This is a genomic window from Larkinella insperata (assembly GCF_026248825.1).
Taxonomy (GTDB): domain Bacteria; phylum Bacteroidota; class Bacteroidia; order Cytophagales; family Spirosomataceae; genus Larkinella; species Larkinella insperata.
In genome coordinates, this window is sequence record NZ_CP110973.1 from 1,399,565 (window position 1) to 1,423,763 (window position 24,199).

A 24,199-nucleotide genomic window follows, 5' to 3' on the forward strand; every position below is an offset into this window, starting at 1 on the left:
ACAAACCATGCGCTGGTTCGGGCCGCATGATCCGGTTTCGCTGATGGATATTCGTCAGGCGGGTTGCACCGGAGTGGTGACGGCTTTGCACCAGCTTCCGGTCGGCGACGTCTGGACGATTGCAGAGATTGAGAAACGAAAAGGTCTGATCGAAGCCGACAACAAACGGTATATTCCGCTGCATTGGGCGGTGGTCGAGAGCCTGCCGGTTCACGAAGACATCAAGAAAGGCCGTCCCACGCGTGAAGTGTACATTGAAAACTACAAGCAGTCGCTGCGGAATCTGGCGGCTTGCGGCATTACCACGGTTTGCTATAACTTCATGCCGGTGCTCGACTGGTCGCGGACCAACCTGAGCTACGAAATGCCGGACGGCTCGCTGGCGCTGCGGTTTGTGTGGGAAGATTTCGCGGTTTTCGACCTCTGTATCCTGAAACGGCCGGGGGCCGAAGCTGACTACGAACCGGGTGTTATTGAGTCGGCCCGCGCAAAATTCACCCAAATGACCCCGGAGCGAATCACGGAGCTGAGCAACATTGTTTTGCTCGGTTTACCCGGTTCGGAGGAAGCCTTCACGCTGTCTACCTTTCAGGGCCTGCTGGACGAATACGCCCCCATCAACGACCGGGCGTTGCGGGAAAATCTCTACTATTTTATTCGGGAAGTGGCACCGGTGGCCGAATCCGTCGGCATCAACCTTTGTATTCACCCCGACGATCCGCCGAGGCCGTTACTGGGTCTGCCGCGAATCGTCAGCACCGAGGCCGATCTGGCAGAATTGATGGCGGCTTGCGACAGCACCGCCAACGGCATCACGTTCTGCACCGGGTCGCTCGGCATCCGTCCCGACAATGACCTGCCGGGAATGGTACGGCGGTTTGGCAACCGGATTCACTTTATCCATTTGCGAACAACGAAGCGGGAAGCCGATCCGCGTAATTTCCACGAAGCCGATCACCTGGCGGGTGATGTAGACATGTACGCGGTTGTCAAGGCGATTGTGCTCGAACAGCAACGGCGGGCCGCAGCCGGTGTGGGCGTAACGGCCATTCCGATGCGCCCCGATCACGGCCACCAGATGCTCGACGATTTGCACAAGCGAACCTATCCGGGTTACTCGGCCATCGGTCGGCTACGCGGCCTGGCCGAGCTGCGGGGGCTGGAGATGGGCATTACACGATCTTTGGAAGATAGGGAGTGACTTATTTCGCGGAGTCTAGCAGAGCTCTTTAGAGTTAAGCGGAGCCTCTGTTCAACTCTAAAGAGCTCTGCTAGACTCTGCGATACAACTTTTAAAATCATGAATTACAAGATCATATTTCTTCTCCTGTTAACCACCTGGTGTCGCGCCGGAGCGCCGGACCGAGACGACGGTTACCGGTTATGGCTGAAATATGACCTGATCAAAGACGCCAGCCAACGAGCCACGTACGCCCGTTCGGCCCAGTTCATTGCTTTGAGCGGCAATACCCCTGTTTTGAAAACAGCCGCCGAGGAATTGCAGGCTGGTTTGCAGGGCTTGCTCGGGAAAGCCGTTCCAATCGTCACGAGCGCCGGAAACAAAACCGGTGGCATTATCCTGACAACCAGGGCGGATTTACCGACACGCAATGACGAGGGCTATCAGATTACCGGCAAACAAAACATCACGGTTTCGGGCCGAACCGACGCGGGAGTGCTGTACGGCGCATTTGCGTTGCTGCGTCAACTACAAACCGGGCAACCCATCAGTGGGCTTTCGCTGATCAGTAATCCTAAAATTCAGCTCCGGATGCTGAACCATTGGGACAATACCGACGGCAGCATTGAACGGGGTTACGCCGGTTCATCACTCTGGAATTGGTACGAACTCCCCGAACGCATCGACCCGCGCTACCGGGATTACGCCCGCGCCAATGCTTCTATCGGCATCAACGGCACGGTGGTGAATAACGTTAACGCGAGTTCCCGGTTTTTAACCGCCGAGTATCTGGAAAAGGTGGCCGCCCTGGCGAATGTCTTTCGTCCGTACGGCATAAAAATCTATCTGTCCGTTTACTTTCCCGCGCCCAAAACCATCGGGGGGTTAAAGACCGCCGATCCGCTCGATCCGGAAGTCAACAAATGGTGGGCGGATAAAGCCACTGAAATTTACAAGCTCATTCCGGATTTTGGCGGTTTTCTGGTCAAGGCTAATTCGGAAGGCCAACCCGGTCCGCAGGATTACAACCGCACCCACGCCGACGGGGCCAACATGCTGGCTAAAGCGCTGGCTCCGCACAAAGGCATCGTCATCTGGCGCGCGTTCGTCTACAAGGCCGACGGAAAAGCCGACCGTTTCAAGGCGGCTTACGAAGAATTTCAGCCGCTCGACGGCCAGTTTGATAAAAACGTCATTGTACAAGTCAAGAACGGCCCGATTGATTTTCAGCCCCGCGAACCGTTTTCACCCATCTTCGGCGTGATGCCTAAAACACCGTTGGGGATGGAATTCCAGTTGACGCAGGAATACCTCGGTTTTGCCACGCATCTCGTCTACGAAGCGCCCATTTTCAAGGAATGCCTGGATTCAGATACCTACGTCACGGGTAAAAACTCGACGGTTGCTAAGGTCATCGACGGCAGTTTACACGCGTACCCGCTAACCGCCATCGCCGGTGTGGCCAACACTGGCTCGGATCGCAACTGGACAGGTCACCCGCTGGCCCAGGCCAACTGGTACGCTTTCGGGCGGCTGGCCTGGGACCATTCGCTGTCGTCGGAAGCGCTTGCCAACGAATGGGTAAAAATGACACTCACGACCGAACCGGCTTCTGTTAAAACCATCACGGATATGCTGCTGAAGTCGCGGGATATTTACGTTAACTACAACACCCCGATGGGCCTTTCGCGTCCCTGGACGGGCGCGCATTTTGCGCCGGAGCCCTGGCAAAACCGCAGTTCGCGCCCTGACTGGACGGCGATTTATTACCACCGCGCCGACTCCCTTGGTCTGGGTTTCGACCGCACGGCCAAGGGCAGCAACGCGCTGGCCCAATACCGTCCGGAAGTTCAGCAGCAATGGAACAACCCGGAAACTTGCCCGCTCCCCTATCTGCTCTGGTTTCACCACGTTCCGTGGACGAAAAAACTGAGCACAGGCCGGACGCTCTGGGATGAACTCTGCACGCGGTTTTATACCGGGGCGGATTCCGTCGGCTGGCTGCAAAAGCAATGGGCACAGGTCAAAAAAGATGTGAACCCCGAAACCTTCGACAACGTAGCCGGGCGGCTGGCGACCCAGCAGAAGGAAGCCATCTGGTGGCGCGATGCCTGGGTGCTCTACCTCCAGGAATTTTCCCGACAGCCCATTCCAGCCCCCTTCAAAAAGCCGGAGCGGAGTCTGGATGAGGTGAAACAATTGGTAGAAATTTATAAAATGCGGTAATCCGCAGATACCGATAAACAGAGAAAACGTGCAATCAAGCGAAAACCAACCAAACGTATTTTCATTAACGGGCAAGCTGGCCCTGATTACGGGGGGCGGAACGGGCATCGGTTTCGACATTGCCCGCTGCATGGTGCAGGCCGGAGCCCGCGTCGTCATTACCGGCCGCCGGGAAGAACCCCTCCGCGAAGCCGTTGCCAACCTGGGGGAAACGGCCCATTATTTTACCAACGATGTAACCGACCTAACGGGCTTGGAGTCATTGGTAGAACAAATCGAAACCACGCTCGGATCGGTTGATATTCTGGTGAATAACGCCGGTATCAACCTCAAAAAACCAGCGCTGGAAGTCACCGATGAAGAGTTTAGCCGCATCATCCAGACGAACCTGAACGCGGTTTTTGCCCTCACCCGGGCCTGCGCCCGTCGCATGGTTCCCCGGCGCAGTGGGTCCATTCTGATGATTTCGTCGATGGCGGCCTATTACGGGATTGACCGCGTGGTGGCGTATGCGGCTTCCAAATCGGCGGTGGAGGGCATGGTAAAAGTGCTGGCGTCGGAATTTTCACCCCACAACGTCCGGGTAAACGCCATCGCGCCGGGATTCATCGAAACCGAAATGAGCAAGAAAGCGATGGGTGGCGACCCCGACCGGCGCGACCGGGCCATGCGCCGAACGCCGATGGGCCATTTTGGCAAACCGGAAGACATTGGCCATGCCGCCGTTTTCCTATCATCTGACGCGGCCCGCTACATCACCGGCGCTTCGCTGCCCGTCGACGGCGGCAACTCGATTGGCTTTTAATCAGAACAGACTCATTAGTATTCACCCTTCCTTTATTGACTCATGCAAAAGATCAGCCGAAAAACCTTTTTCGAAGAATTATCACTTCTGACCGGGGCCTCCCTACTCGCCGGCCAAACCATCGCTTCGGTACCGAACTGGAAGAAATCGCAGATGAAACTGGGCATGGTCACGTATTTGTGGGGGAAAGACTGGGACGTTCCGAGGCTGATCAAAAACTGCACCACCGCCGGGATTGGCGGAGTGGAACTACGGGTGGAACACGCCCACGGTGTGATGCCCAGTTTGTCGGCTGCCGAACGCCAGGAGGTAAAAAAGAAGTTTGCCGATAGCCCGGTAAAGGTGGTTGGTATGGGAACGAACGAGCAGTACGACTCGCCCGATCCGGACCGGCTGCGGAAGTCCATCGAACGCACCAAAGAATTTATCCGGCTGAGCGCCGACGTGGGCGGTTCGGGCGTTAAGGTGAAGCCCAATCAGCTACACAAGGACGTTCCGACCGAGAAAACGTTGGCGCAGATTGGCCGGTCGCTGGACGAACTGGCGAAATACGCGGCTGATTTCGGACAGCAAATCCGGCTCGAAGTGCACGGTGAGGAAACGCAGGAGTTGCCGAATATTAAAACCATCATGGACCACGCCCCGAACAAAAACGCCACGGTCTGCTGGAACTGCAATCCGGAAGATCTGCACGGTAAGGGACTGGAATACAATTTCAATCTGGTTAAAAAACGCTTTGGCGACATCTGCCACGTTCGCGAACTGAACGACACGAGTTATCCGTACCAGCAATTGATGGATTTGTTTGTGAAGAACAACTACAAAGGCTGGATTCTGCTCGAATGCCGCACGAACCCGACCGACAAGGTGGCCGCCCTGATCGAACAGCGTCAGCTTTTTGAGAAAATGACTTCCCAGGCTTAAACGGAACGACACCCATGAATCGTCGGGCATTTATTGGCTACACGGGCGCGCTGACGGCCGTGGGACTGAGCGGTTTTTCGCGGCCCTCCGCGCTGAGTGAACCAGACAAACCACTGGCGAAAATTCGGATCAAAAGCGTCAACTCCAACTTTGAGCGCGAACCGCTGAATCCGTATCGGTTTAAAGGCAGCGCCATCACCGACAGCTGGCAGACAATGGCCCTGCTCGAATCGGATTCGGGCATTCGGAAAATTGGCCTGGCGACGCAGGGGGTGCTCTGGTCGGATTCCAGCGTGTTTGCCGCCCACTCCGAAAGCGCCGGAAACGCGCTGATGTATGCCATGAGTGAACGGGCGCTGCAACTCATCCGGGGCACGTCATTTACGACGCCGGTTGAGCTGCTGGACACGGTGTTGCCGGAGGTGCTGGCGTACGGGAAAAAGATTACCGGCAACCCCAACCTGCGGAAAACCTTCGCGCTGAATGCGCTGGTTTGCGTCGATAATGCCGCCTGGCTGCTCTACGCGCAGGAAAACAACATCACCCGCTTCGACGACATGATTCCGGCGGCTTACAAGCCGGGTCTGTCACACCGGCATACGAAGGTAGCCAGCATCCCGTCGTTCAGCGTAGGCACCACCGCCGAGCGCATCAAAGCCGCAGCCGACGAAGGCTATTTTATCATGAAACTGAAAACCGGTTCGGCGGGAACGCAGGCCGAAATGATCGAGAAAGACATTGCCTTTCTGACGGCGGTGCACAAGGCCATCGGGCATTACGAAACACCCTACACAAAGAGCGGTAAAATACCGTATTACTTCGACGCCAACGGGCGCTACGAAAAGAAAGAAACATTGCAGCGGTTTCTGGACCACGCCAAAAAAATTGGCGCGTTTGATCAGATTGCGGTTATTGAAGAGCCGTTCGAGGAAAATAATGAGGTCTTTGTGGGCGATCTGGGTGTGCGGGTGGCCGCCGACGAAAGCGCGCACACCGTCGAGGATGCCGCCCGTCGGATTGAGCAGGGCTACTCCGCCATCGCCGTCAAAGCGATTGCCAAAACGCTCAGCATGACTATGAAAATCACCCAGCTGGCCTACGAAAAAAAGATTCCCTGCTTCTGCGCCGACCTGACCGTTAACCCCATTCTGGTTGACTGGAACAAAGCCGTGGCTGCCCGGCTACCGCCTTTTCCCGGCATGACGGTCGGTTTGCAGGAAACCAACGGCCACCAGTATTTTAAAAATTGGGACAAGCTGATGTCGTACCATCCCAGAGCCGGGGCCTCGTGGACCAGAACGCAGAAAGGTGTGTACCTGACGGATCAGTCTTTTTACGACCAGAGTGGCGGAATTTTTGAGCCGTCGGCCCATTACGAAGCGCTTTTTGCCGACAAATAAGCTCGGAAATACCGTTTTAAACCCTTATTTTTCTGTTTATAGCCAACATTCGTAAGCAGAAATGCAAGTACTCGTCCATTTCCTGATCAGAAACAAGCTCGCTATTCTTTACGGTATTTCGCTGGCGTTACTGCTGTTTCTGCTGAAATGGCTTGAGTTACGGCTTCTGATTATTCACCATACATCTGAAATTTATATCGGCTCGATTGCCCTTCTTTTTACTGGTTTAGGTATCTGGCTGGCGCAGAAATTAATCAAGCCCAAAGTCAAAACCATTGTTGTTGAAAAAGCCGTTTATCATCCCCAGCCGGCCGGTTTTATCCGGGATGAAGAGGAACTTACGAAAATCGGTTTAAGTAAACGCGAACTGGAAGTATTACAGTTAATGGCTGAAGGATTGAGCAACCAGGAGATCGCATCCCGTTTGTTCGTTTCGCTCAACACCATCAAAACGCACTCGTCGAATGTGCTGGAAAAGCTGGAGGTTAAGCGCCGGACGCAGGCCGTTCAAAAAGCCAAACAACTCCACCTCATTCCCTAACACCAGCTCCCACTAAAGTGTAATTTTTGCCTTTCAGGCCGTAAATCACCCAAAAGAATGAGTAAGGAATGGGCGTGCCTGCTCAATTTTGCCCGTCTCAAAAACTACAATACGGATGAAAAAAATTGTTCTGATCTGCGGACTCATTTCCGGTTTTCTCCTTACCGCCATGATGGTCGTTTCGACGGCGATGTGTTACCTCAATGACGATTTTAAAGGCAACATGGTGCTGGGCTATGCATCAATGGTGCTGGCGTTTGCGCTCATTTTTGTGGGAATAAAAAACTATCGCGACAAGCACAACAACGGTGTTGTTTCGTTCGGGAAAGCTTTCAGGATTGGTTTATCTATTACGCTGATTGCTTCCTCTATGTACGTTATCGTCTGGCTGATCGACTATTATCTTTTTATCCCTGACTTTATGGATAAATACACCGCCCACGTCTTGAGAGAAGCCCAAAATGACGGTATATCCCCGGCCGACCTATCGACAAAAACGCAGGAATTACAACAATACAAGGAGATGTATAAAAATCCTTTATTCGTTGTCTTGTTCACTTATCTAGAAGTTCTTCCGATTGGCTTGCTTATTTCGCTGATTTGCGCCCTTCTGTTGAAAAAAGGGAACCGCAGCCAGGTTCAGCCAGCATAAGCCATAAAAAAAGGCAAAACAGAAAATTTCTGTTTTGCCTTTAGGCCAGTCGGGATGGCGGGATTCGAACCCACGACCCCTTGCACCCCATGCAAGTACACTACCTGGCTGTGCTACATCCCGAATCGGGTGCAAATATACAAAAGTTACGCATACTGCATGAAACACTCCAAGTTATTTTCTGCATCTGCAAACTTTCGTCCGTGTTCTTCTGATTCCAAATCCCGTTGGTACAGCTTTTTGAATACGAACGAAAGCCCGTAGGTGCGTTTATTCATTTCGATTGTTGGCACCGCCCTGGCGAGCCGGGGGCTGCGCCGACTGCTGTTGCTGCATTGGGTTCGGAACCCGGGCTCCTCCTCGGCCACCCTGTCCTTGCTTAAACAACTGGAAACGCGTCGGTTTTGATACGCGCGGGAAAGCGTTGTTGTCGGTGTCAATGTCGGCAATCTCCTGGAAAGGATCCAGCGTCCACTGCACCACCCGCTTGCCCGTGGCAATCACCTTCTGAATCTGTGCATCGTTGAAGCGCCAGATCTCCGCCGGAAAACGAGCCACCGAATCGGTGCCGTCCTCAAACTGCATCCGGACAATCACCGGCATGGGCAGGCCTCCCTTGTTCTTGACCGTCAAGGTATAAAAGTTGTTCTTCGACGCCAGCGTCTGACGCTCTTCCTGGCTCAGACTGGACAGGTACTCTTCGTACTTCTTCTTGTCGGCATCGGTCACCGCGTAAGGATCGTAGCGGTTGTAGAAGTCCTTCATGGTCGAGTCCTGGGCCACGACGGTCTGGGCCTGGGTGGCCGCATCGCGCATCTTGCTGATGGTCTTGGCCCGGTTCTGGGCTTCGGTGCGGGCCAGGGCCTTCTCGACTTCGGGGTTCTGGGTGTTGAGGGTAAACCAGTCGACTTCGACCAGGTCCTGATCGACGGGTTCGACGCCGTAGAACCAGCCTTTCCAGAACCAGTCCAGGTCCACGCCCGAGGCATCTTCCAGGGTGCGGAAGAAGTCGGCGGGGGTGGGGTTTTTGAAGCGCCAGCGGTTGGCGTACTCCTTGAAGGCGTAGTCGAACAGTTCGCGGCCCATGACGGTTTCGCGCAGAATGTTCAAGGCCGTGGCCGGTTTGGCGTAGGCGTTGGGGCCGAGGCTAATGACGTTATCGGAAGAAGTCATAATGGGCGACAGCACCGATTTGTCGGATTTCATGTAATCAACAATCTGATTGGGTTCTCCGCGCCGGGTCGGGAAGTTATAATCCCATTCCTTCTCGGCCAGATATTGGCAGAACGTGTTCAATCCTTCGTCCATCCAGGCCCACTGCCGCTCGTCGGAGTTGACGATCATGGGGAAAAAGTTGTGGCCCACTTCGTGGATAATCACCCCGATCATACCGGCTTTGGTCGCTTCCGAATAGGTACCATCGGGTTCGGGCCGCCCGCCGTTGAAGCTGATCATCGGGTATTCCATCCCACCGCCAGGAACTCCATGACAGGAAATCGCCACCGGGTAGGGATACTTGAAGGTCCGGTTTCCGTAGGATTTGAGCGTGTGTTCTACCGCCCGGGTTGAATACTGGCCCCACAGCGGATTTCCTTCTTTCGGATACACCGACATGCTCCAGATTTTGCGGCCATCGCCGTAGACATCGGTTTGCATGGCGTCCCAGATGAATTTACGGGAGGAGGCAAAGGCAAAGTCGCGCACGTTGTCGGCTTTGTAAATCCAGGTTTTCTTGCCGGTTGGCTTCGCTTTCTCGGCGGCTTCGGCTTCGGCCTGCGTCACAATCAGCACCGGCGTTTTGGAATTGGCGGCTTTCTGCATTCGTTGCGCCTGCGTGGGCGTCAGCACCTGCTTGTAATTCTGACACTCGCCCGAGGCAACCACAACGTGGTCGTTGGGCACAGTGATGGCCACTTTGTAGTTACCGAAGATGAGCGTGAACTCACCCTGCCCCAGAAACTGCTTGTGCTGCCAGCCGTTGACGTCGTCGTAGGCCGCCAGACGCGGAAACCAGTGGGCAATGAAGTAATTGTAATTACCGTCTTTGGGAAAGTACTCGTAACCGCTGCGACCGTAGTATTCCGTGATCAGGTAACTCCAGTCGACGCCAAAGGCAACGTTCTGGCCCGGTTTCAGGGGCGTCGGCAGGTCGATGCGCATCATCGTCTGGTTGATGGTGTATTTCAACGGCTTACCGGCTTTGTCTTTTACCGCCGTAATTTTATACCCAAAGTCTTTGTTGGGATCCGGCCCGGCGCCCCGGCCAGCCGTAGAAGTTAAGGTACTCAGCCCAGCCGGCGACATACCGTTTTCGTTCACTCCGCCCGTTTTTGTAATCCCGCCAATGGAGCCTTTTTCGAAATAATTCTGATCGAGTTGCAGCCAGATGTACTTCAGTTCGTCGGGCGAGTTGTTGAAGTACGTCACCAGTTCGGAGCCCGTGATTTTCTGGTTGGCATCGTCAAGTTCAACCTTGATGTCGTAATCGGCCCGGTTCTGGAAAAAATCGCGGCCGGGTGAGCCGGAAGCCGTGCGAAACGTATTGGGCGTGGGCAGCAACGGACCCATCTGTTCAAAGCGGTCGTTGGCCTTGTAATTGGGCGATGGCTGCGATTGCGCTTGCGCACCAAATACAATTGCGGTTAATCCCGCAACCAATACATGAAATCTCAATTTCATAGTTGGGTGTCGAAATATAATTTGTGATGAATGTGACAATGAAATTACGAAAAAGCCTTCAACTATACCTATACGGTATACGTTAGAAACGCCGAAGCCAGTAAACTTTCTATTTATACTTTTTATTTTCCTAGTTCACCGTGGCATAAACAGGGAAACCGCTGTTCGATAAAGGCTCTTGAGCACCCGGTGGAAGGAAGCCGTTCGGATATCAGAATAGTTCGGCGAGGTATTCGTTGCCGATAATGAGCGAGAGCGCCATCCCGGCCACAATACCGGAAACAATCAGATTCCAATCGTGCCGGCGAACCCGCATCAGTTCCACCAGGAAAAAAGCGAGGGCTAATACGGCGATGACGATGAAAATCTGGCCGAGTTCCAGGCCAAGATTGAACGCAAACAACGGTTTGACGATGCTCGACTGCCGCCCCAGCAAACTCCGGAGGTAATTGGAGAAACCCATACCGTGGATCAGACCGAACAGCAGCGCGAGCACGTACCGCCCCGGCGATTGCCTGGGCTGCTCGTTGAACAGGCTTTTAGGAATTTTGTAGAAAAAGTTGGTGACTGCCGTAATCAGAATGGTAATCGGGATCAGCAATTCAATCAGATCGGTGCTGTAGTTGATCAGTTGCAGCGTGGCCAGTGCCAGCGTAAGGGAGTGGCCGAGTGTGAATGCCGTGACCAGAATCAGGACCTGTTTCCATTGGTTGATCGTGTAAATAGCGCACAATGCGATGACAAACAAAATGTGGTCGTAGCCACCCGGATCGGTAATGTGCGAAAAGCCCAGTTGGAGGTAAGCCCAGAATTCACTCATACGGCAATTGACGGTGTTAAAAGCGGTTGGGAATAGAATCGTTAGGTGGAATGCCGCAAAAATAGAAAGTTTGTCCATTCAGACCTACTTTACGGTCGGTAACTACAGATTGCCTTGTACTTTTGTGAACAGGCTATTGTTTACTCATCAACATTACCCTTACCATGCAAACCGTTTCCTTTTCATCCATCGGCAAACCCACCGACGTTCTCCAGGTTATCGAAACCTCGTTGCCCGAACCGGGGCCCGGTGAAGTCCGGATTAAAGTTATTGCCAGTCCAATCAATCCGTCGGACCTGCTGTTTGTCCAGAATATGTACGGCACCCAGCCCGAATTGCCCTCAGGGACGGGTTTTGAAGGTGTCGGCATAGTCGATAAACTGGGTGAAGGCGTCACCATGCGTACCGGCATCCGGGTGAGTTTCACGGCCATCGGGGCCTGGTCGGAGTACGTGCTGGCCAACCAGCGCAGTTTAATTCCGGTGCCCGATTCGCTGTCCGACGAGGTGGCGGCCCAGTTGTTTGTCAACCCGTTTTCGGCCTACGCCATGGTGGAAGAGTCGGGACTACAGCCCGGGCAGTGGGTGCTCCTGACAGCCGCCGGATCATCGTTCAGCAAACTGGTGATTCAGTTGTGCAAGATGAAAGGCATTCAAACCATTGGCACCGTCCGGCACAACGACCTCGACGACGAACTGAAAGCCCTCGGGTTGACCGAAATCATCAATACCGAAAAGGAAAAGCTGACCACCCGCGTGAAAGCCATCACCCAGGGACGCGGTGTAGCCTGCGTGCTGGAAGCGGTGGGCGGCAATACCACCTCCGATGCGCTGAAGTGTCTGGCCAAAGGGGGTACGATGCTGCTCTACGGTGTACTGAGTCTGCAAAACCCCTCGCTCAACGCGGGCCTGATTATTTTCCGGGAATTAACCATCAAGGGATTCTGGCTGACCGACTGGATGCGCCGGGTCGACAGCCAGACGCGGCAGAACGTGGCCCGCAACGTAATTACGCTGCTCGTGAGCGGCCAGATTCAGGTGCCGGTGGAAGCGACCTATGCGCTTACCGATCTAAAAAAAGCCATTGAACACAGCGAACGGGCCGGACGGCGCGGAAAGATTCTGCTAAAAGCCTAAATACTAAGTTTTCCAACCGTTTCTCTGTATTGTTTCGTTATATTTGAACACCTATCAATTACAATAAATCCGGCCGGAAGGCGTTGACAAACGAAGGCTTCTGCACCGGTTTAGTGGCAACGATAAAAACCGATTATCTGATTTACAGCGCACATGATTCTATTACAAGTTCCAACGACGGGTACTTCAGCCGTCGACTCCACGGCAGCCGCAGCTCCGGCCCAAAGTATGCAACTCTTCGATCTGGTAGCCAAAGGCGGCTGGGTCATGATCCCCATCTCCATCCTGTTTTTCCTGACGTTGTACCTCATTATCGAGCGCTGGCTGTTCATCCGCAGCAACACCCGCGTCGACGATAATTTCATTGACAACGTGAAAGACATGGTGATGCAGGGAAATATCAAATCCGCCGAATCCTTCTGCAAAAACCAGCGGAATTCCATCGGCCGGATTTTCGAAAAAGCCGTCGGACGCATTGGTTCGCCCATTAAAGATATTGAAGGCACCCTGGAAACCGTCGGTCAGATTGAGTTGTCGCGGCTGGAACGCAACCTGGGCTATCTGGGAATCATCGCCGGTATTGCGCCGATGCTCGGTTTTATCGGTACCATTTCGGGGATCATCCGGATTTTCTACGACATCTCGCTCTCGGACAACATCAGTGTCGGGATCATCGCCGGCGGTCTGTACGAAAAAATGATTACGTCCGGCGCCGGTCTGATTGTGGGGGTTATTGCCTATACCGGGTATCACCTGCTCAACATGCTCATCGAGAAATTTACGCTGAAGCTGGAAATCAACTCGTTCGAGTTCATGGAAGTATTGCAAAAACCAACCGAAGCCGCGCGGGTCCGATAAGACAAAGAAGGTAGACAGGGGAGCAAAGACCAACGCTGCTCATTAGTCTGTCTTTCGTCTCTTGTCTTTATTCTATCCTCTCTTATGAAATTTCGAAGAAAAAATAAATTTGCCGCCGAGGTTGCCACCTCTTCGCTGAACGACATCATGTTCTTCCTGCTGTTGTTCTTTCTGATCATCTCGACGGTGGCCAATCCGAACGTCATTAAGCTGATGCTGCCGAAAGCATCGTCGTCGCAGCAGCTCAGCAAAAAGCAGGTGACGCTTTCCGTTGACGCCGAGAAACGGTATTTTATTGATAAAACGCCGGTATCGCCCGAAAACCTGGAAATGGAGCTGCAAACGGTGATGAAAGATGTGGCCGAACCAACGATTGTGGTTCGGGTTGATAAAACGCTGGCCGTTCAGGACCTGGTCGATATTTTGCAAACAGGAGCCAAGCTGAACATAAAAATGGTAATGGCAACCTCGAAATAAGCCAATCCATTCGCTACAAAGAGACCGGTGAGCTTCGCTTACCGGTCTCTTTCTTTGAAAGTCCAGCGGGTCAGGTGGCCGTTGCGGTTTTCCGTAACCCAGACCGTTACACCCGGAAATCGTCGCATCAGCCGACTGCTTTTCCGAATCCCGGCTACACTAAACACTTTCGTCAGGGCGTCGGCCTGCGTACCGTCGGGGGCCAGAACCGTCGTCTGAACGTCGTGGAGCAGCCCCAGGCCCGTCCGCGGATTCATCAGGTGCGAATACCGTTTCCCCTCGTGTTCGAGGTACCGGTAGGTTGCGCCGGAAGCCGTGATTCCGACGTTCTTGAGGAGTAAGGTGGTGGTGTCGGTGCCAAAACCCGTCAGTACCCGCCAGCCCGATTCGCCCGGGGGTGGTTCGCTCACCCGAATATCTCCGCCAATGTCCAGCAGGGCCGACCGGATGCCCAATTGCTGGAGCACTTTCATTCCTTCGTCATTGGCAAACCCCTGACCGATACCGCCCACATCCAGCCGCATACCCGCTTTTTTCAGGCTTATTCTCCGGCCCACCGAGTCAAACCGGATGTACCGGTAATCGACCAGCCGGTGTGCTTTTCTCAACTCCTTCCGGGAGGGAAAGATGTTGCGCCGAACGGCCCGACGCCAGAGCTGCGACAAGGGTCCAATGGTGGGGTCATACAAACCGTCCGATTTTTGGGCCATCATAACGGCTTTTTGAAGAACATCGTACAGGAAAGGCGAAACCCGCACCCACTGCCCCGACCCGGCCGTGGCCGAAAGCCGATTGATTTCGCTTCCGTCCCGGTAATCGCTCATCACCTCATTCAGCGAATCCATCCGGGCGTCAACCGCCCGCCGAACCCGTTGGGCCGTGCTATCGTCCGGCGCGTAGAAAACTTTACGGTATTCGGTCCCAAACAGTCCCCGGTCAAACGTGTACCGCTTCAAGGACTGGGCGCGCGTCGGCCCGTTCATTAGCGTGCAGCAAAGGAACAGGCAGGCGCCGATACGCCCCAGGCCCAAAACCGTTCGTACTCTGTTGGTTGAAAGAGTTGACAAAGCCGTCGTTATACTTTCGCTACTTTGTTCCGCAGGTAGAAATCAGCCAGTACGAGCGCGGCCATAGCTTCCACAATCGGAACCGCGCGCGGAACAACACAGGGATCATGCCGGCCTTTACCCGACACTACCACTGGATTTCCGTTCACATCCACGCTTTCCTGATCCTGCATGATGGTTGCCACGGGTTTGAACCCTACCCGGAAATAAATGTCTTCGCCGTTGGAAATGCCCCCCTGAATCCCGCCGGAGTGGTTGGTCGTCGTCCGAACGCGGCCGGTTCCCTCATCGACGTAATACGGATCGTTGTGCTCGGAACCGTGCAGTTCCGTTCCGGCAAAACCGCTGCCATATTCGAAGCCTTTTACGGCGTTGATGCTCAGCATAGCCTTGCCCAGCTCGGCATGAAGTTTATCGAAAACCGGCTCTCCCCAGCCCGCCGGAACACCCGTCACGACGCAGGATACCACGCCCCCCACCGAATCGCCCTGCTTGCGGGTTTCGTCGATGTAGTCGAACATCCGCTGCGCCAGTTCCGGATCGGGGCACCGCACGGCGTTTTCTTCGGCTTTGGCCAGTTCGAGTTGCTGATACGGGGTTTCGAGTTTCAGTTTTCCCACTTGCGACACATACGCCTGAATGCTGACGCCCTGTTGCTTCAACAATAGTTTCGCCAACGCCCCGGCGGCCACCCGGGCGGCTGTCTCGCGGGCCGAACTGCGTCCACCACCCCGGTAATCCCGCACCCCGTATTTCTGCTGGTAGGTGTAATCGGCGTGCGAAGGCCGAAACTGCTGGGAGATGTGCGAATAATCTTTGCTGCGCTGGTCTTCGTTCCAGATCACCAGGCTGATGGGGGTCCCTTCTGTTTTTCCTTCGAAAATGCCGGATAGCACCTGAAATTCGTCTTTCTCGCGCCGTTGCGTTGTAATTCGCGACTGGCCGGGCTTCCGGCGGTCCAGTTCCGACTGAATAAAGGCGGTATCGACTTCCAACCCGGCCGGACACCCGTCGATGATGACGCCGATGGCCGCGCCGTGTGATTCGCCAAATGTAGCTATTTTAAAAAGCGTGCCGTATGTACTGCTCATTGCTTACCTAGAAGTGAAAAATATGTCAAGCGAGACGAGGTGAACGGTCTTTATTCTTTTGTCCATCCGCTCGCATCTTCGCTTATTTTTTCCAAAATAAATACATCATTCCCAGAATCATGCCTACCAGCAGGATATTTACCCCTATTCGCACCAGTTCCTGAAGATTGATGGGCTGGCGTGAGCTATCCGTTTGTTCAATACCCGTATAGATAGATCCCGGTAAGCTGATTTGCACGGTATCGCCCTCGGGCAGTGCCGTGCCGCCCACGCGCAGGGTGATGGCCGACCGCAGGGTGTCATACCGTTGCTGCTTCAGGTTAAAATAAATCCACTGAAAATACGAAGCCAGCGGAAACTTGCCGTTTTGCCGGGGAACCAGGGCGTACGAAAAGTTTTTGTATCCCGAGACCGTACCGCCGGATCGCTTGATGGACTCTTTGGCGCTCGGCGGAAAAATGTCAAATGTTGTTGAATCCGTTACGGTCGGGGCTGCAAGCGACGCAATATTGCCTTCGCCCGTAATCCGGAAGTTGTACTGCACGCTCTGCCCCACGGCGGGATTTTTCCGCAGGATGTTTTCGAGAAGCCGGTATTGACCGACGGCCACCTGATCGCGCAACGGATGGGGCGGCAGCGGGTTTACCATGATGGCGAGCGGGCTGGTGACATACGACACAATTTCTTTTTTGCGTTCTCCACCCGGCTTAGCGGCCGGACGGTATTGGAGCAGCCTGAGATTGACCGACGGAATTCGGATGGATTGTTTGTTGAGCGGAAAGAAAGTAGCCTGGTAGATTCGGTATTCAGCGTAGCGTTTGCCATTAAGTACCACCGGATGCCGCGACAGGTCAGTAATGCCCTCATTTTCCTCCCAGCAATTGGGCGGGCGCAATGTTTTCAGAATTTGTTGCAGCTGCTGATCAAGTTCATAAAACGTTAACTCGAAGGGGTAGGATTCCGCCACGAAAAAAGACAATTTTAACGAAAATCCTTCTCCGGTATAAACAGCGTTCTTTGAAGTGCTCAGTGAAAGGAAAACGTCGTTCTTACTGATAGCCGCCGGAGCGACCAGCTGAGCCGCCAGGGTATCCTTTGAAGTAGCCGAAGGCTGAACGGTAATAATAACTTCCTCAGACTGGATGGTCGTCTCTCCTACAATCAATTCAAAAGGTGGCAAACGATACTGGCCCGGGCGAACCGCGGTATAGGACTGAGTAATTAACTGAGAGACAACGGCTTTCCCATTGATCTCAACGGGCGTCACGCTGGTGGTGGTGCCTTTTTTAATGAAGCCTTTGATGGAAGGAAAGTTGATAATAGGCCGGGAATCACTGTTTTTAATGATCACCGAAATCGTAAAGGGCCGTTCAATCGAAATGTCGGTTTCGCCTATTTCAATAGCTATTGAGGGCTCCTGAGCTAACCCTTTCAGGTTCAGCGGGCCGTAAAAAAATAATACAACTAATAATTGGAATTTTAAAAATTTCATCTCTAAATTTGAACAACAAAAATAAGCACAACGCGTTACAATTTTGAGATGCCGATGGACGGTCTTTTCTCGAAGTTGGCTAATTTTAGACTAGTGGAGTAGATCCTCAAAACTCTAACCAAAAAAACCGAAGTATGTGGTATGGCAACAATGCTGGAGTACATCAAGACAATCCTCCAAAAAGTAAGCTTTGACAAGCAATTATTTGAGAAGGAATTGAAAAAAGCGATTGGCCTTCTCGTACCGGGGGAGGTAAAACAATTAAAATCCTGGTGCTACGAGAAATTTAGTAATTTATATTTATCCGTTCTTAACCGATGTTTTTACAGGCGAAAGCTTGCCTAAGCAAGGTTAAACAAAAAAGGTCGGCTGAAGCCGACCTTTTTTGTTACCGGGCAAACCGTAAGCGCTTGCCCAAAGTCGTATCATCAAACCGGCCGTTGGCGTAGGCGACATGGCCCGATACAACGGTGTGGGTCACGGCAGCTCCGAAAACCGTTCCTTCCAACGGCGACCAGCTGCACTGGTATTGAATGGTATCTTTTGCAACCACGGTTTTCTGAGCCGGGTCAACCAGCACCAGATCCGCCCAATAGCCTTCCCGAACGTAACCACGCCGGTCAATCTGGAAACAGTCGGCTGGAGCATGGCACATTTTCTCAACCACTTTTTCCAGGGAGATTTTTCCCTGGCTGGCGGCTTCCAGCATCAGCAACAACGGGTGCTGTACCAGCGGCAAACCCGAGGGCGCCTGCCAGTACGGCTGCTGTTTTTCGTCCCAGGTGTGGGGGGCGTGGTCGGTGGCAATGATGTCCAGCCGGTCGTCGAGCAGCGCCTGCCAGAGTTGCGGCTTGTGGTGCGGGGCTTTGATGGCCGGATTGCACTTGATCAGGTTCCCCAGTCGCGCATAATCGTCGGCATCAAACCAGAGGTGATGAACGCAGACCTCGGCCGTAATCCGTTTTTCTTTCAGCGGAACGGTGTTGTCAAACAACGCCAGTTCGTCAGCCGTCGAAATGTGCAGAATGTGCAGCCGGGTGTTGTGCTTCCGGGCTAGTTCCACCGCCATGGATGAGGATTTCAGGCAGGCTTCTTCGTTCCGGACGAGCGGATGGATGGCTGCGGTCGCCGAATCTCCGTAGACTTCCCGGTAATGAGCCGCATTTGCCCGGATGGTGCCCTCGTCTTCACAGTGGGTTGCAATCAGCATCGGGCTTTTCCGAAATACTTCTTCCAGCACTTTCGCATTATCGACCAGCATGTTGCCGGTTGAAGAACCCATAAAAATCTTAATGCCGCAAACGGTTTCCGGATCGGTTTTCAGCACCTCGTCCAGATTGTCGTTCGAACCACCCATGAAGAAAGAGTAATTGGCGAGCGACGTCCGGGCGGCAATTCCGTACTTCTGAGCCAGCAATTCCTGCGTCAGCACGTTCGGAACCGTGTTGGGCATTTCCATAAAACTCGTGACGCCCCCGGCCACGGCCGCCCGCGCTTCGGACTGGATGGTGGCTTTGTGGGTCAGACCGGGCTCGCGGAAATGGACTTGATCATCAATGACACCGGGTAATAAATAGTTTCCCTTCGCGTCGATAACGGTATCAGCCGACTGGCCCAGACCGGAACCGATCTGTTCGATAAAACCATTCTTGCAAAAAACGTCGGTTTCGCGAATGATGCCCTCGTTGATCAACCGGGCGTTGCGGATTAATAGGCTGCTCATGCTGCAAAGGTAGAACGGGAAGCCGAAACCTCCCGCTACGGGCTTGGGAAAGTCTTAGGATTTCCGGAGTTGGGCAACCTCCTTGGCAAAATACGTCAGAATGATTTTGGCACCGGCCCGCTTCATGGCCGTCAGGATTTCGAGCATCGCCCGTTCCCCGTCAATCCAGCCGTTGGCCGCAGCGGCTTTCACCATTGCGTATTCTCCGCTAACGTTGTAGGCAGCAATCGGCAGATCAAAGTTGTCGTTCAGCAGTTTGATGATGTCCAGATACGCCATCGCCGGTTTCACCATCAGAAAGTCGGCCCCTTCAGCGTAATCCAGTTCGGCTTCAATCAGGGCTTCGCGGCTGTTGGCCGGGTTCATCTGGTACGTCTTCTTATCGCCAAACCGCGGGGCCGAATCCAGCGCATCCCGGAACGGTCCATAGAACGCACCCGCGTATTTAGCGGTATAGGCCATAATCGAAACGTTCGTGAATCCTTCCGCATCCAGCGCTTCGCGGATGTACGCAATGCGGCCGTCCATCATGTCCGACGGCCCGATAATGTCGGCTCCGGCGCGGGCCTGGGCCACAGCCATTTTAGCCAAGATAACCAGGGATTCGTCATTAACAATTTCAAAACCGTTTGGCCCTTCCTGCACCACCCCGTCGTGACCGTCGGAGCTGTAGGGGTCCATCGCAACGTCGGTCATTAACGCCACGTCGGGAAAACGGCTTTTGATGGCTTTCACGGCTTGCAAGTATAACCCTTCGGGGTTGTGGCTTTCCGTGGCATATTTGTCTTTTTTGCTTTCGGGCAGGTTGGGAAACAGGGCGAAGGTGCGCAATCCCAGATCAACGCACTCCTGCATTTCTTCGAGCAGCAAATCCAGCGAGAACCGGGCCACACCCGGCATGGAAGCGATTTCGGAGCGGATGCCCTCTCCTTCCATAACAAACATGGGGTAAATCAGATCGGAGAGCGAAAGCGAGTTTTCCTGAACCAACTCCCGGATCACGGGCGATTTTCTATTTCTGCGGGGTCTTCTTAACATGTCGATATTCCTGATTGCAATCGCAAAGGTTGTGTTTTTTATCCATACAAAACGCAGCGGAACATCCCGGCGTCCTGTTGGAAGAACGTTAAAGATTGTCCGCTGCGTTCGGAAAAAGCGAAGAAAATCAGGCCATCAGCTTAAATCCTTCACCGTGCAGGTTGACAATCTGCACCGATTCGTCGTCTTTCAGGTATTTGCGCAGTTTGGTAATGTAAACGTCCATGCTGCGGGCGTTGAAGTAGGAGTCGTCGCCCCAGATGAGTTTCAGGGCGAAACTGCGGCTCAGCGGCTGGTTTTTATTCTCGGCAAAAAGTTTGAGCAGAGCCGCTTCCTTGCTGGTTAGTTTGACAGCCTGCGAATCGCCGTTGGCCCCATTTCGGGTCAGGATCTGGTGAGCAAAATCAAACGAAAATGAACCAATCTGGTAAGTGGTTTGCTGCGGAATGTTATCCGTCTTTTGATACCGCCGGAGGATGGCCTGAATCCGCAGCAGCAGTTCTTCCATGCTAAACGGCTTGGTCATGTAATCGTCGGCCCCGATCCGAAACCCCTGAATGGTATCTTCTTTCATGGACTTGGCCGTCAGGAAGATAATCGGGATATCGCGCCCTGACATCCGGACCTCCTTCGCCAGCGAGAAACCGTCTTTCTTGGGCAGCATCACATCAAACAAACACAGATCGTAGGCATTGTCCACAAACCGCTGCCAGCCCTGATTACCGTCGGTGGCCAGATCGGTGTGGTAGCCTTTCGAGTTCAGGTATTCCTGCAACAACAAACCCAGATTCGGGTCATCTTCAACCAGTAAGAGCTTAGGCATATGGTTTCTTCTCCGCTCAACTCTCTCCCCTCCGCTTGACTCCGCGAAATAGCTTTGTAAGTTTCGCGGAGTCAAGCGGAGGGGCAGGAGGTAATCAGAGAGATTATGATTGATGGTATGGCAAAATTAATTCAAACGTACTTCCTTTTCCTAACTGGCTCGTCACCTGGATGGAACCGTGGTGCTCTTCGACCATTTTCTTGACGTAACTCAGGCCCAGACCAAAACCCTTCACATCGTGCAGGTTGCCCGTCGGCACGCGGTAGAATTTCTCAAAAATCCGGCTAAGTTGGTCCCGGGTCATCCCGATGCCCTGGTCGGCCACGGTAATACTGACGCCGTTTTCAACGTTGCGCGTCCGGATGGTGATATCCGGGTGCTCGGGCGAATACTTGATGGCGTTATCCAGCAGGTTATACAATATGTTACTCAGGTGGACCTCATCGGCTTCCACAAGTTCATCGGCGGCTTCAAAATCCAGGTGGACCTCCCCCTGCTTCTGCTCGATCTGCAAACCGATGGTATTCAGTACGTTGCCAATCGCATCGTGAATGTTGACCGACGACAGTTTAAGCTTAACGCCCCCTTTGCCCGCCGTATCCCGGTCGAGCAGCGCCATTTGCAGCACTTTTTCAACGTGGGTGCCCAGCCGACGGGTTTCGTCGCGGATGATGCCCATGTAGCGCGTTAGGCGCGTGGTTGGCTCTTCTGACTGTTCAATACCGTGTCGGAGTTGCTCCTGCGCCATTTCAACCGCCAGGGAAATGGTCGAAATCGGCGTTTTGAACTCGTGCGTCATATTATTGATAAAGTCGTTTTTGATGTCGGCCAGTTTTTTCTGACGGACAATGGTGCTGATTGCAACGTAGAAGCACGCCATGATCACGAGCACCAGCACCGCCGAACCGGCCAGGATGGCGGTCATTTTTCGCAGGATAAACTGCTGCTGATCCGGGAAGTAGACGTAAACGTAATTGCCCCGCTCCAAGAAATTGTTGGGAAACAGCGTGGCTTTATAGATCTTCTTTTTACCCAGCACCTGATTTTCGGAGTGTGAAGCAAACAAAAGTTGCGGCTTGGCCGCCCCCATGCCCGAATGAGCCCGAACGCCGTACTCGAACGGAATGGTAATGCCCCGGTCTTCCATGGTTTGCTTCAGCAGCGAGTCCAGCACCGCTCGGTTGACCCGGCTTTCAATGGGCCGGTTGGCAAACAACAGATCGCGCACCACTCCTTTGACCATCTCCGATTGCTGTTCTACTTTCTGCAGACCCGCCTTGGTCGTTGGAGCCTCCACGATGGGCGACGATACCGGCGACTTCCGTTTCGGACGTAGCTTGCGCGCCAGTTGCGTTCGCTTCACCGGACTTTTCATAACCGTCACGCTGTCGATAATGGGCTGGCCGTACATCAACCGCAGCTGACGTTCAAAGATCTGATCGACCAGCCGGTTAAAATGCCGCTGTTGCTGCTGCTGCAACTCCCAGAATTCATCCGGCCCCAGCGCGTCCTGCTGCCGCACCAGATCTTCAAAATGTTTCTGCTGAACAGCCGACAGCTTCTGAACGTCCACTTGAAAAGCATCAGAGGGCGATACCTGCGTTTGCTGCCAATGACCGACCGCTACCGACGAATTGATAGCTTCCGGTTCGGTAATCACCGGTTTTGATTCTTTAGGTTGCCGGGCAATCAGTGACTCCGGCGTTTCAACCGGCGTTTTCGTAACGGTTTTCTCCGGCTGCTTGCTGACGGAAGGCCGCGAAATAGCCATCAACTGGCGCTTTTGTTCCTGCTGGTTCATGCGTTGCCGGGCCAGGTATAAAATTTCCTGCCGCTCGAGCGTCCGCACCACTTCCTGCAAACCGTCGGTCACGCGGGAATCAAACTGGTCTTTCTGCAACGACAGCGCGTTGTTGATCCAGTACAGTTGCAGCGAAATCAGCCCCAGCAACCCAACCGTCATCAACGCGGCAATCCAGCGTATGCGTTGTTTTGTCATTTTTTATTCCTTCTGTGCAACATTCGAGTTACAAACTACATCTATTGGCTAGTTAACACACCTAAAATTACGGAAATCAAGGCCTACGGGCTAAAGCATCCCTGTCCATTTAACATACTTTAACAACGAAACAATTCGAATTACTCTACGTTTGCAATGTTTTCTGACTGTATAACAACGAATGAAATGAATACACAATCTGGAGTTCGCTACCGCCTGATGCTGGCAGTTTTTGTAATGAGTGGCTGGTCGGCGACGGCGCTGGCTCAGTCTGATAAGAAGACCGATGCTGATAAAAACAGCGTCAACGTAAAGATCGTAGAGCGCACCGAGCTCGGCGAAGCTCACGAACTGGAGCGGACTTACCGGCTGAACGGAATGCGCGATGACGAACGGGATGCGCTGGTAAACCGGCTGGTGGATTCCATCCGAACCAAACGAGGCAATAAAAAGGGCCAGATCACAATTACAATTGATGAAAATGACAGCCACTATACTTACCGGCAGGATGACACACCAAATCATTCCAAGCACCCGTCCGATCGGCTGCTTAGACAGAAAGACATCACCGCCCGCCGGCCCAACCGCCCGTCTGGCCCGGGTGAGTTTCGGTTTTACAGGGACGGAAAATTGCAGAACCACTTCCGATTCGATACCGACTCACTGGTTGATCGCGTGAAACGGCTGGAATTCGCCTGGCCGGAGAATTTTGGGCAACGCATGGAAGATGCTTTCGGTAGCTGGTCGATGAGTGTGGGTTCCAAAGCCTCCACCATCCGTAGCCTGGAAGTGTATCCCAATAATCCGGAGACCAATCAGTTAAATATCCGGTTTACGGCACCCGCCAAAGGCGACATTCGCATTCGGGTGACAACGCCCGACGGCAAGGAAGTGGCCAAAAAAGATGTAAAAGACTTCTCCGGAAACTACGCCGGGCAAGTTGATATTGACCGGAAAGCCAAAGGCGTTTACTTCGTCAACGTCACGCAGAACGACGACGGAGCGGTTAAGCGAGTTGTTATTCCTTAATTTCATCCGGTAAAAGCTACGGATTAACCAGCCCCGCCAGGGTTTCATCCTTCCATTTAGGTGGTTTGTCCATAGAATCAGTCACTTCACTTACTTTTATAGAAAGGCTGTAAAAAAGTCGCTGTACTTTTATGTTACCTTTTAGGCTTGTCTGCGTCTTAAATTAAGTAAAAGGAACAAGGTCAATACCGTTTATCAATATATACTACCGTTTACAAAGTTTTTTAGAAAAACAAGGT

General features: G+C 53.3%; 21 protein-coding genes and 1 tRNA gene. 12 read left to right on the forward strand and 10 right to left on the reverse strand.

Features of this window, described 5'->3' with window-relative positions:
* The first annotated feature begins 7 nt into the window (after window positions 1–7).
* The 7 genes from uxuA (at window position 8) to OQ371_RS05680 (ending at window position 7,728) form a co-directional block, all read left to right on the forward strand.
* Window positions 8–1,201 carry a mannonate dehydratase gene (uxuA, locus tag OQ371_RS05650; RefSeq protein WP_265992812.1) on the forward strand — a complete coding sequence of 398 codons (1,194 nt, stop codon included), beginning with the start codon at window positions 8–10 and terminating at the stop codon, window positions 1,199–1,201.
* A gap of 99 nt (window positions 1,202–1,300) precedes the next feature.
* Window positions 1,301–3,406, forward strand: coding sequence for an alpha-glucuronidase family glycosyl hydrolase (locus OQ371_RS05655; RefSeq protein ID WP_265992813.1), 2,106 nt, complete (start codon window positions 1,301–1,303; stop codon window positions 3,404–3,406).
* Window positions 3,407–3,434: 28 nt separating this feature from the next.
* A complete protein-coding gene (locus OQ371_RS05660) occupies window positions 3,435–4,211 on the forward strand; it encodes an SDR family NAD(P)-dependent oxidoreductase (RefSeq protein WP_265992814.1) in 777 nt (258 codons plus the stop codon).
* Between the two features lie 42 nt (window positions 4,212–4,253).
* Window positions 4,254–5,135 carry a sugar phosphate isomerase/epimerase family protein gene (locus OQ371_RS05665; RefSeq protein WP_265992815.1) on the forward strand — a complete coding sequence of 294 codons (882 nt, stop codon included), beginning with the start codon at window positions 4,254–4,256 and terminating at the stop codon, window positions 5,133–5,135.
* Between the two features lie 14 nt (window positions 5,136–5,149).
* The gene (locus OQ371_RS05670; RefSeq protein ID WP_265992816.1) at window positions 5,150–6,535 is read left to right on the forward strand and encodes an enolase C-terminal domain-like protein; all 1,386 of its coding nucleotides are present in this window, start codon (window positions 5,150–5,152) and stop codon (window positions 6,533–6,535) included.
* A gap of 61 nt (window positions 6,536–6,596) precedes the next feature.
* Complete coding sequence (locus OQ371_RS26315) at window positions 6,597–7,076, forward strand: response regulator transcription factor (RefSeq protein WP_310586613.1); 480 nt, start codon at window positions 6,597–6,599, stop codon at window positions 7,074–7,076.
* Window positions 7,077–7,191: 115 nt separating this feature from the next.
* Window positions 7,192–7,728: a DUF4199 domain-containing protein gene (locus OQ371_RS05680; protein ID WP_265992817.1), complete on the forward strand. Its 537-nt coding sequence runs from the start codon at window positions 7,192–7,194 to the stop codon at window positions 7,726–7,728.
* Window positions 7,729–7,777: 49 nt separating this feature from the next.
* Here OQ371_RS05680 and OQ371_RS05685 read toward each other — a convergent pair.
* From OQ371_RS05685 to OQ371_RS05695, 3 genes are all read right to left on the reverse strand, one after another.
* Window positions 7,778–7,851 (reverse strand) — tRNA-Pro (locus tag OQ371_RS05685).
* 147 nt (window positions 7,852–7,998) lie between these two features.
* On the reverse strand, window positions 7,999–10,407 hold the full coding sequence (locus tag OQ371_RS05690; protein WP_265992818.1) for a M1 family metallopeptidase: 2,409 nt from the start codon (window positions 10,405–10,407) through the stop codon (window positions 7,999–8,001).
* Between the two features lie 211 nt (window positions 10,408–10,618).
* Window positions 10,619–11,227, reverse strand: a complete 609-nt coding sequence (locus tag OQ371_RS05695) for a HupE/UreJ family protein (protein WP_265992819.1) — start codon at window positions 11,225–11,227, stop codon at window positions 10,619–10,621.
* A gap of 164 nt (window positions 11,228–11,391) precedes the next feature.
* Between OQ371_RS05695 and OQ371_RS05700 the strand changes: the two genes are divergently transcribed.
* From OQ371_RS05700 to OQ371_RS05710, 3 genes are all read left to right on the forward strand, one after another.
* Entirely contained in the window at window positions 11,392–12,363 is a 972-nt protein-coding gene (locus tag OQ371_RS05700) for a zinc-dependent alcohol dehydrogenase family protein (protein ID WP_265992820.1), read from the forward strand.
* Between the two features lie 153 nt (window positions 12,364–12,516).
* Entirely contained in the window at window positions 12,517–13,221 is a 705-nt protein-coding gene (locus OQ371_RS05705) for a MotA/TolQ/ExbB proton channel family protein (RefSeq protein WP_265992821.1), read from the forward strand.
* Window positions 13,222–13,305: 84 nt separating this feature from the next.
* Entirely contained in the window at window positions 13,306–13,698 is a 393-nt protein-coding gene (locus OQ371_RS05710; protein WP_265992822.1) for an ExbD/TolR family protein, read from the forward strand.
* A gap of 38 nt (window positions 13,699–13,736) precedes the next feature.
* Here OQ371_RS05710 and OQ371_RS05715 read toward each other — a convergent pair whose 3' ends face one another.
* The 3 genes from OQ371_RS05715 to OQ371_RS05725 form a co-directional block, all read right to left on the reverse strand.
* Window positions 13,737–14,681: an FAD:protein FMN transferase gene (locus OQ371_RS05715; RefSeq protein WP_265992823.1), complete on the reverse strand. Its 945-nt coding sequence runs from the start codon at window positions 14,679–14,681 to the stop codon at window positions 13,737–13,739.
* A gap of 92 nt (window positions 14,682–14,773) precedes the next feature.
* Window positions 14,774–15,856 carry a chorismate synthase gene (gene aroC, locus OQ371_RS05720; protein WP_265992824.1) on the reverse strand — a complete coding sequence of 361 codons (1,083 nt, stop codon included), beginning with the start codon at window positions 15,854–15,856 and terminating at the stop codon, window positions 14,774–14,776.
* Between the two features lie 82 nt (window positions 15,857–15,938).
* The gene (locus tag OQ371_RS05725; protein ID WP_265992825.1) at window positions 15,939–17,348 is read right to left on the reverse strand and encodes a BatD family protein; all 1,410 of its coding nucleotides are present in this window, start codon (window positions 17,346–17,348) and stop codon (window positions 15,939–15,941) included.
* A 141-nt stretch (window positions 17,349–17,489) separates the two neighbouring features.
* Here OQ371_RS05725 and OQ371_RS05730 point away from each other — a divergent pair, with 141 nt between their 5' ends.
* Window positions 17,490–17,693: a hypothetical protein gene (locus tag OQ371_RS05730; RefSeq protein ID WP_265992826.1), complete on the forward strand. Its 204-nt coding sequence runs from the start codon at window positions 17,490–17,492 to the stop codon at window positions 17,691–17,693.
* Window positions 17,694–17,736: 43 nt separating this feature from the next.
* On the opposite strand, the gene OQ371_RS05735 is transcribed toward OQ371_RS05730, so the two are convergent.
* From OQ371_RS05735 to OQ371_RS05750, 4 genes are all read right to left on the reverse strand, one after another.
* A complete protein-coding gene (locus tag OQ371_RS05735; protein ID WP_265992827.1) occupies window positions 17,737–19,071 on the reverse strand; it encodes a dihydroorotase in 1,335 nt (444 codons plus the stop codon).
* A gap of 54 nt (window positions 19,072–19,125) precedes the next feature.
* Complete coding sequence (gene hemB, locus OQ371_RS05740) at window positions 19,126–20,109, reverse strand: porphobilinogen synthase (protein ID WP_265992828.1); 984 nt, start codon at window positions 20,107–20,109, stop codon at window positions 19,126–19,128.
* Window positions 20,110–20,236: 127 nt separating this feature from the next.
* Entirely contained in the window at window positions 20,237–20,932 is a 696-nt protein-coding gene (locus tag OQ371_RS05745; protein WP_265992829.1) for a response regulator transcription factor, read from the reverse strand.
* Window positions 20,933–21,035: 103 nt separating this feature from the next.
* Complete coding sequence (locus OQ371_RS05750; protein ID WP_265992830.1) at window positions 21,036–22,931, reverse strand: sensor histidine kinase; 1,896 nt, start codon at window positions 22,929–22,931, stop codon at window positions 21,036–21,038.
* 186 nt (window positions 22,932–23,117) lie between these two features.
* Between OQ371_RS05750 and OQ371_RS05755 the strand changes: the two genes are divergently transcribed.
* Entirely contained in the window at window positions 23,118–23,960 is an 843-nt protein-coding gene (locus tag OQ371_RS05755; protein ID WP_265992831.1) for a T9SS type A sorting domain-containing protein, read from the forward strand.
* Window positions 23,961–24,199 lie beyond the last annotated feature (239 nt).

Excerpts from the sequence above, each read along its gene's own strand:
- uxuA (WP_265992812.1), top strand. The coding sequence starts at position 8 with ATGCGCTGGTTCGGGCCGCATGATCCGGTTTCGCTGATGGATATTCGT.
- OQ371_RS05655 (WP_265992813.1), top strand. The coding sequence starts at position 1,301 with ATGAATTACAAGATCATATTTCTTCTCCTGTTAACCACCTGGTGTCGC.
- OQ371_RS05665 (WP_265992815.1), top strand. The coding sequence starts at position 4,254 with ATGCAAAAGATCAGCCGAAAAACCTTTTTCGAAGAATTATCACTTCTG.
- OQ371_RS05670 (WP_265992816.1), top strand. The coding sequence starts at position 5,150 with ATGAATCGTCGGGCATTTATTGGCTACACGGGCGCGCTGACGGCCGTG.
- OQ371_RS26315 (WP_310586613.1), top strand. The coding sequence starts at position 6,597 with ATGCAAGTACTCGTCCATTTCCTGATCAGAAACAAGCTCGCTATTCTT.
- OQ371_RS05680 (WP_265992817.1), top strand. The coding sequence starts at position 7,192 with ATGAAAAAAATTGTTCTGATCTGCGGACTCATTTCCGGTTTTCTCCTT.
- OQ371_RS05690 (WP_265992818.1), bottom strand. The coding sequence starts at position 10,407 with ATGAAATTGAGATTTCATGTATTGGTTGCGGGATTAACCGCAATTGTA.
- OQ371_RS05695 (WP_265992819.1), bottom strand. The coding sequence starts at position 11,227 with ATGAGTGAATTCTGGGCTTACCTCCAACTGGGCTTTTCGCACATTACC.
- OQ371_RS05700 (WP_265992820.1), top strand. The coding sequence starts at position 11,392 with ATGCAAACCGTTTCCTTTTCATCCATCGGCAAACCCACCGACGTTCTC.
- OQ371_RS05705 (WP_265992821.1), top strand. The coding sequence starts at position 12,517 with ATGATTCTATTACAAGTTCCAACGACGGGTACTTCAGCCGTCGACTCC.
- OQ371_RS05710 (WP_265992822.1), top strand. The coding sequence starts at position 13,306 with ATGAAATTTCGAAGAAAAAATAAATTTGCCGCCGAGGTTGCCACCTCT.
- OQ371_RS05715 (WP_265992823.1), bottom strand. The coding sequence starts at position 14,681 with ATGAACGGGCCGACGCGCGCCCAGTCCTTGAAGCGGTACACGTTTGAC.
- aroC (WP_265992824.1), bottom strand. The coding sequence starts at position 15,856 with ATGAGCAGTACATACGGCACGCTTTTTAAAATAGCTACATTTGGCGAA.
- OQ371_RS05725 (WP_265992825.1), bottom strand. The coding sequence starts at position 17,348 with ATGAAATTTTTAAAATTCCAATTATTAGTTGTATTATTTTTTTACGGC.
- OQ371_RS05730 (WP_265992826.1), top strand. The coding sequence starts at position 17,490 with ATGGCAACAATGCTGGAGTACATCAAGACAATCCTCCAAAAAGTAAGC.
- OQ371_RS05735 (WP_265992827.1), bottom strand. The coding sequence starts at position 19,071 with ATGAGCAGCCTATTAATCCGCAACGCCCGGTTGATCAACGAGGGCATC.
- hemB (WP_265992828.1), bottom strand. The coding sequence starts at position 20,109 with ATGTTAAGAAGACCCCGCAGAAATAGAAAATCGCCCGTGATCCGGGAG.
- OQ371_RS05745 (WP_265992829.1), bottom strand. The coding sequence starts at position 20,932 with ATGCCTAAGCTCTTACTGGTTGAAGATGACCCGAATCTGGGTTTGTTG.
- OQ371_RS05750 (WP_265992830.1), bottom strand. The coding sequence starts at position 22,931 with ATGACAAAACAACGCATACGCTGGATTGCCGCGTTGATGACGGTTGGG.
- OQ371_RS05755 (WP_265992831.1), top strand. The coding sequence starts at position 23,118 with ATGAATACACAATCTGGAGTTCGCTACCGCCTGATGCTGGCAGTTTTT.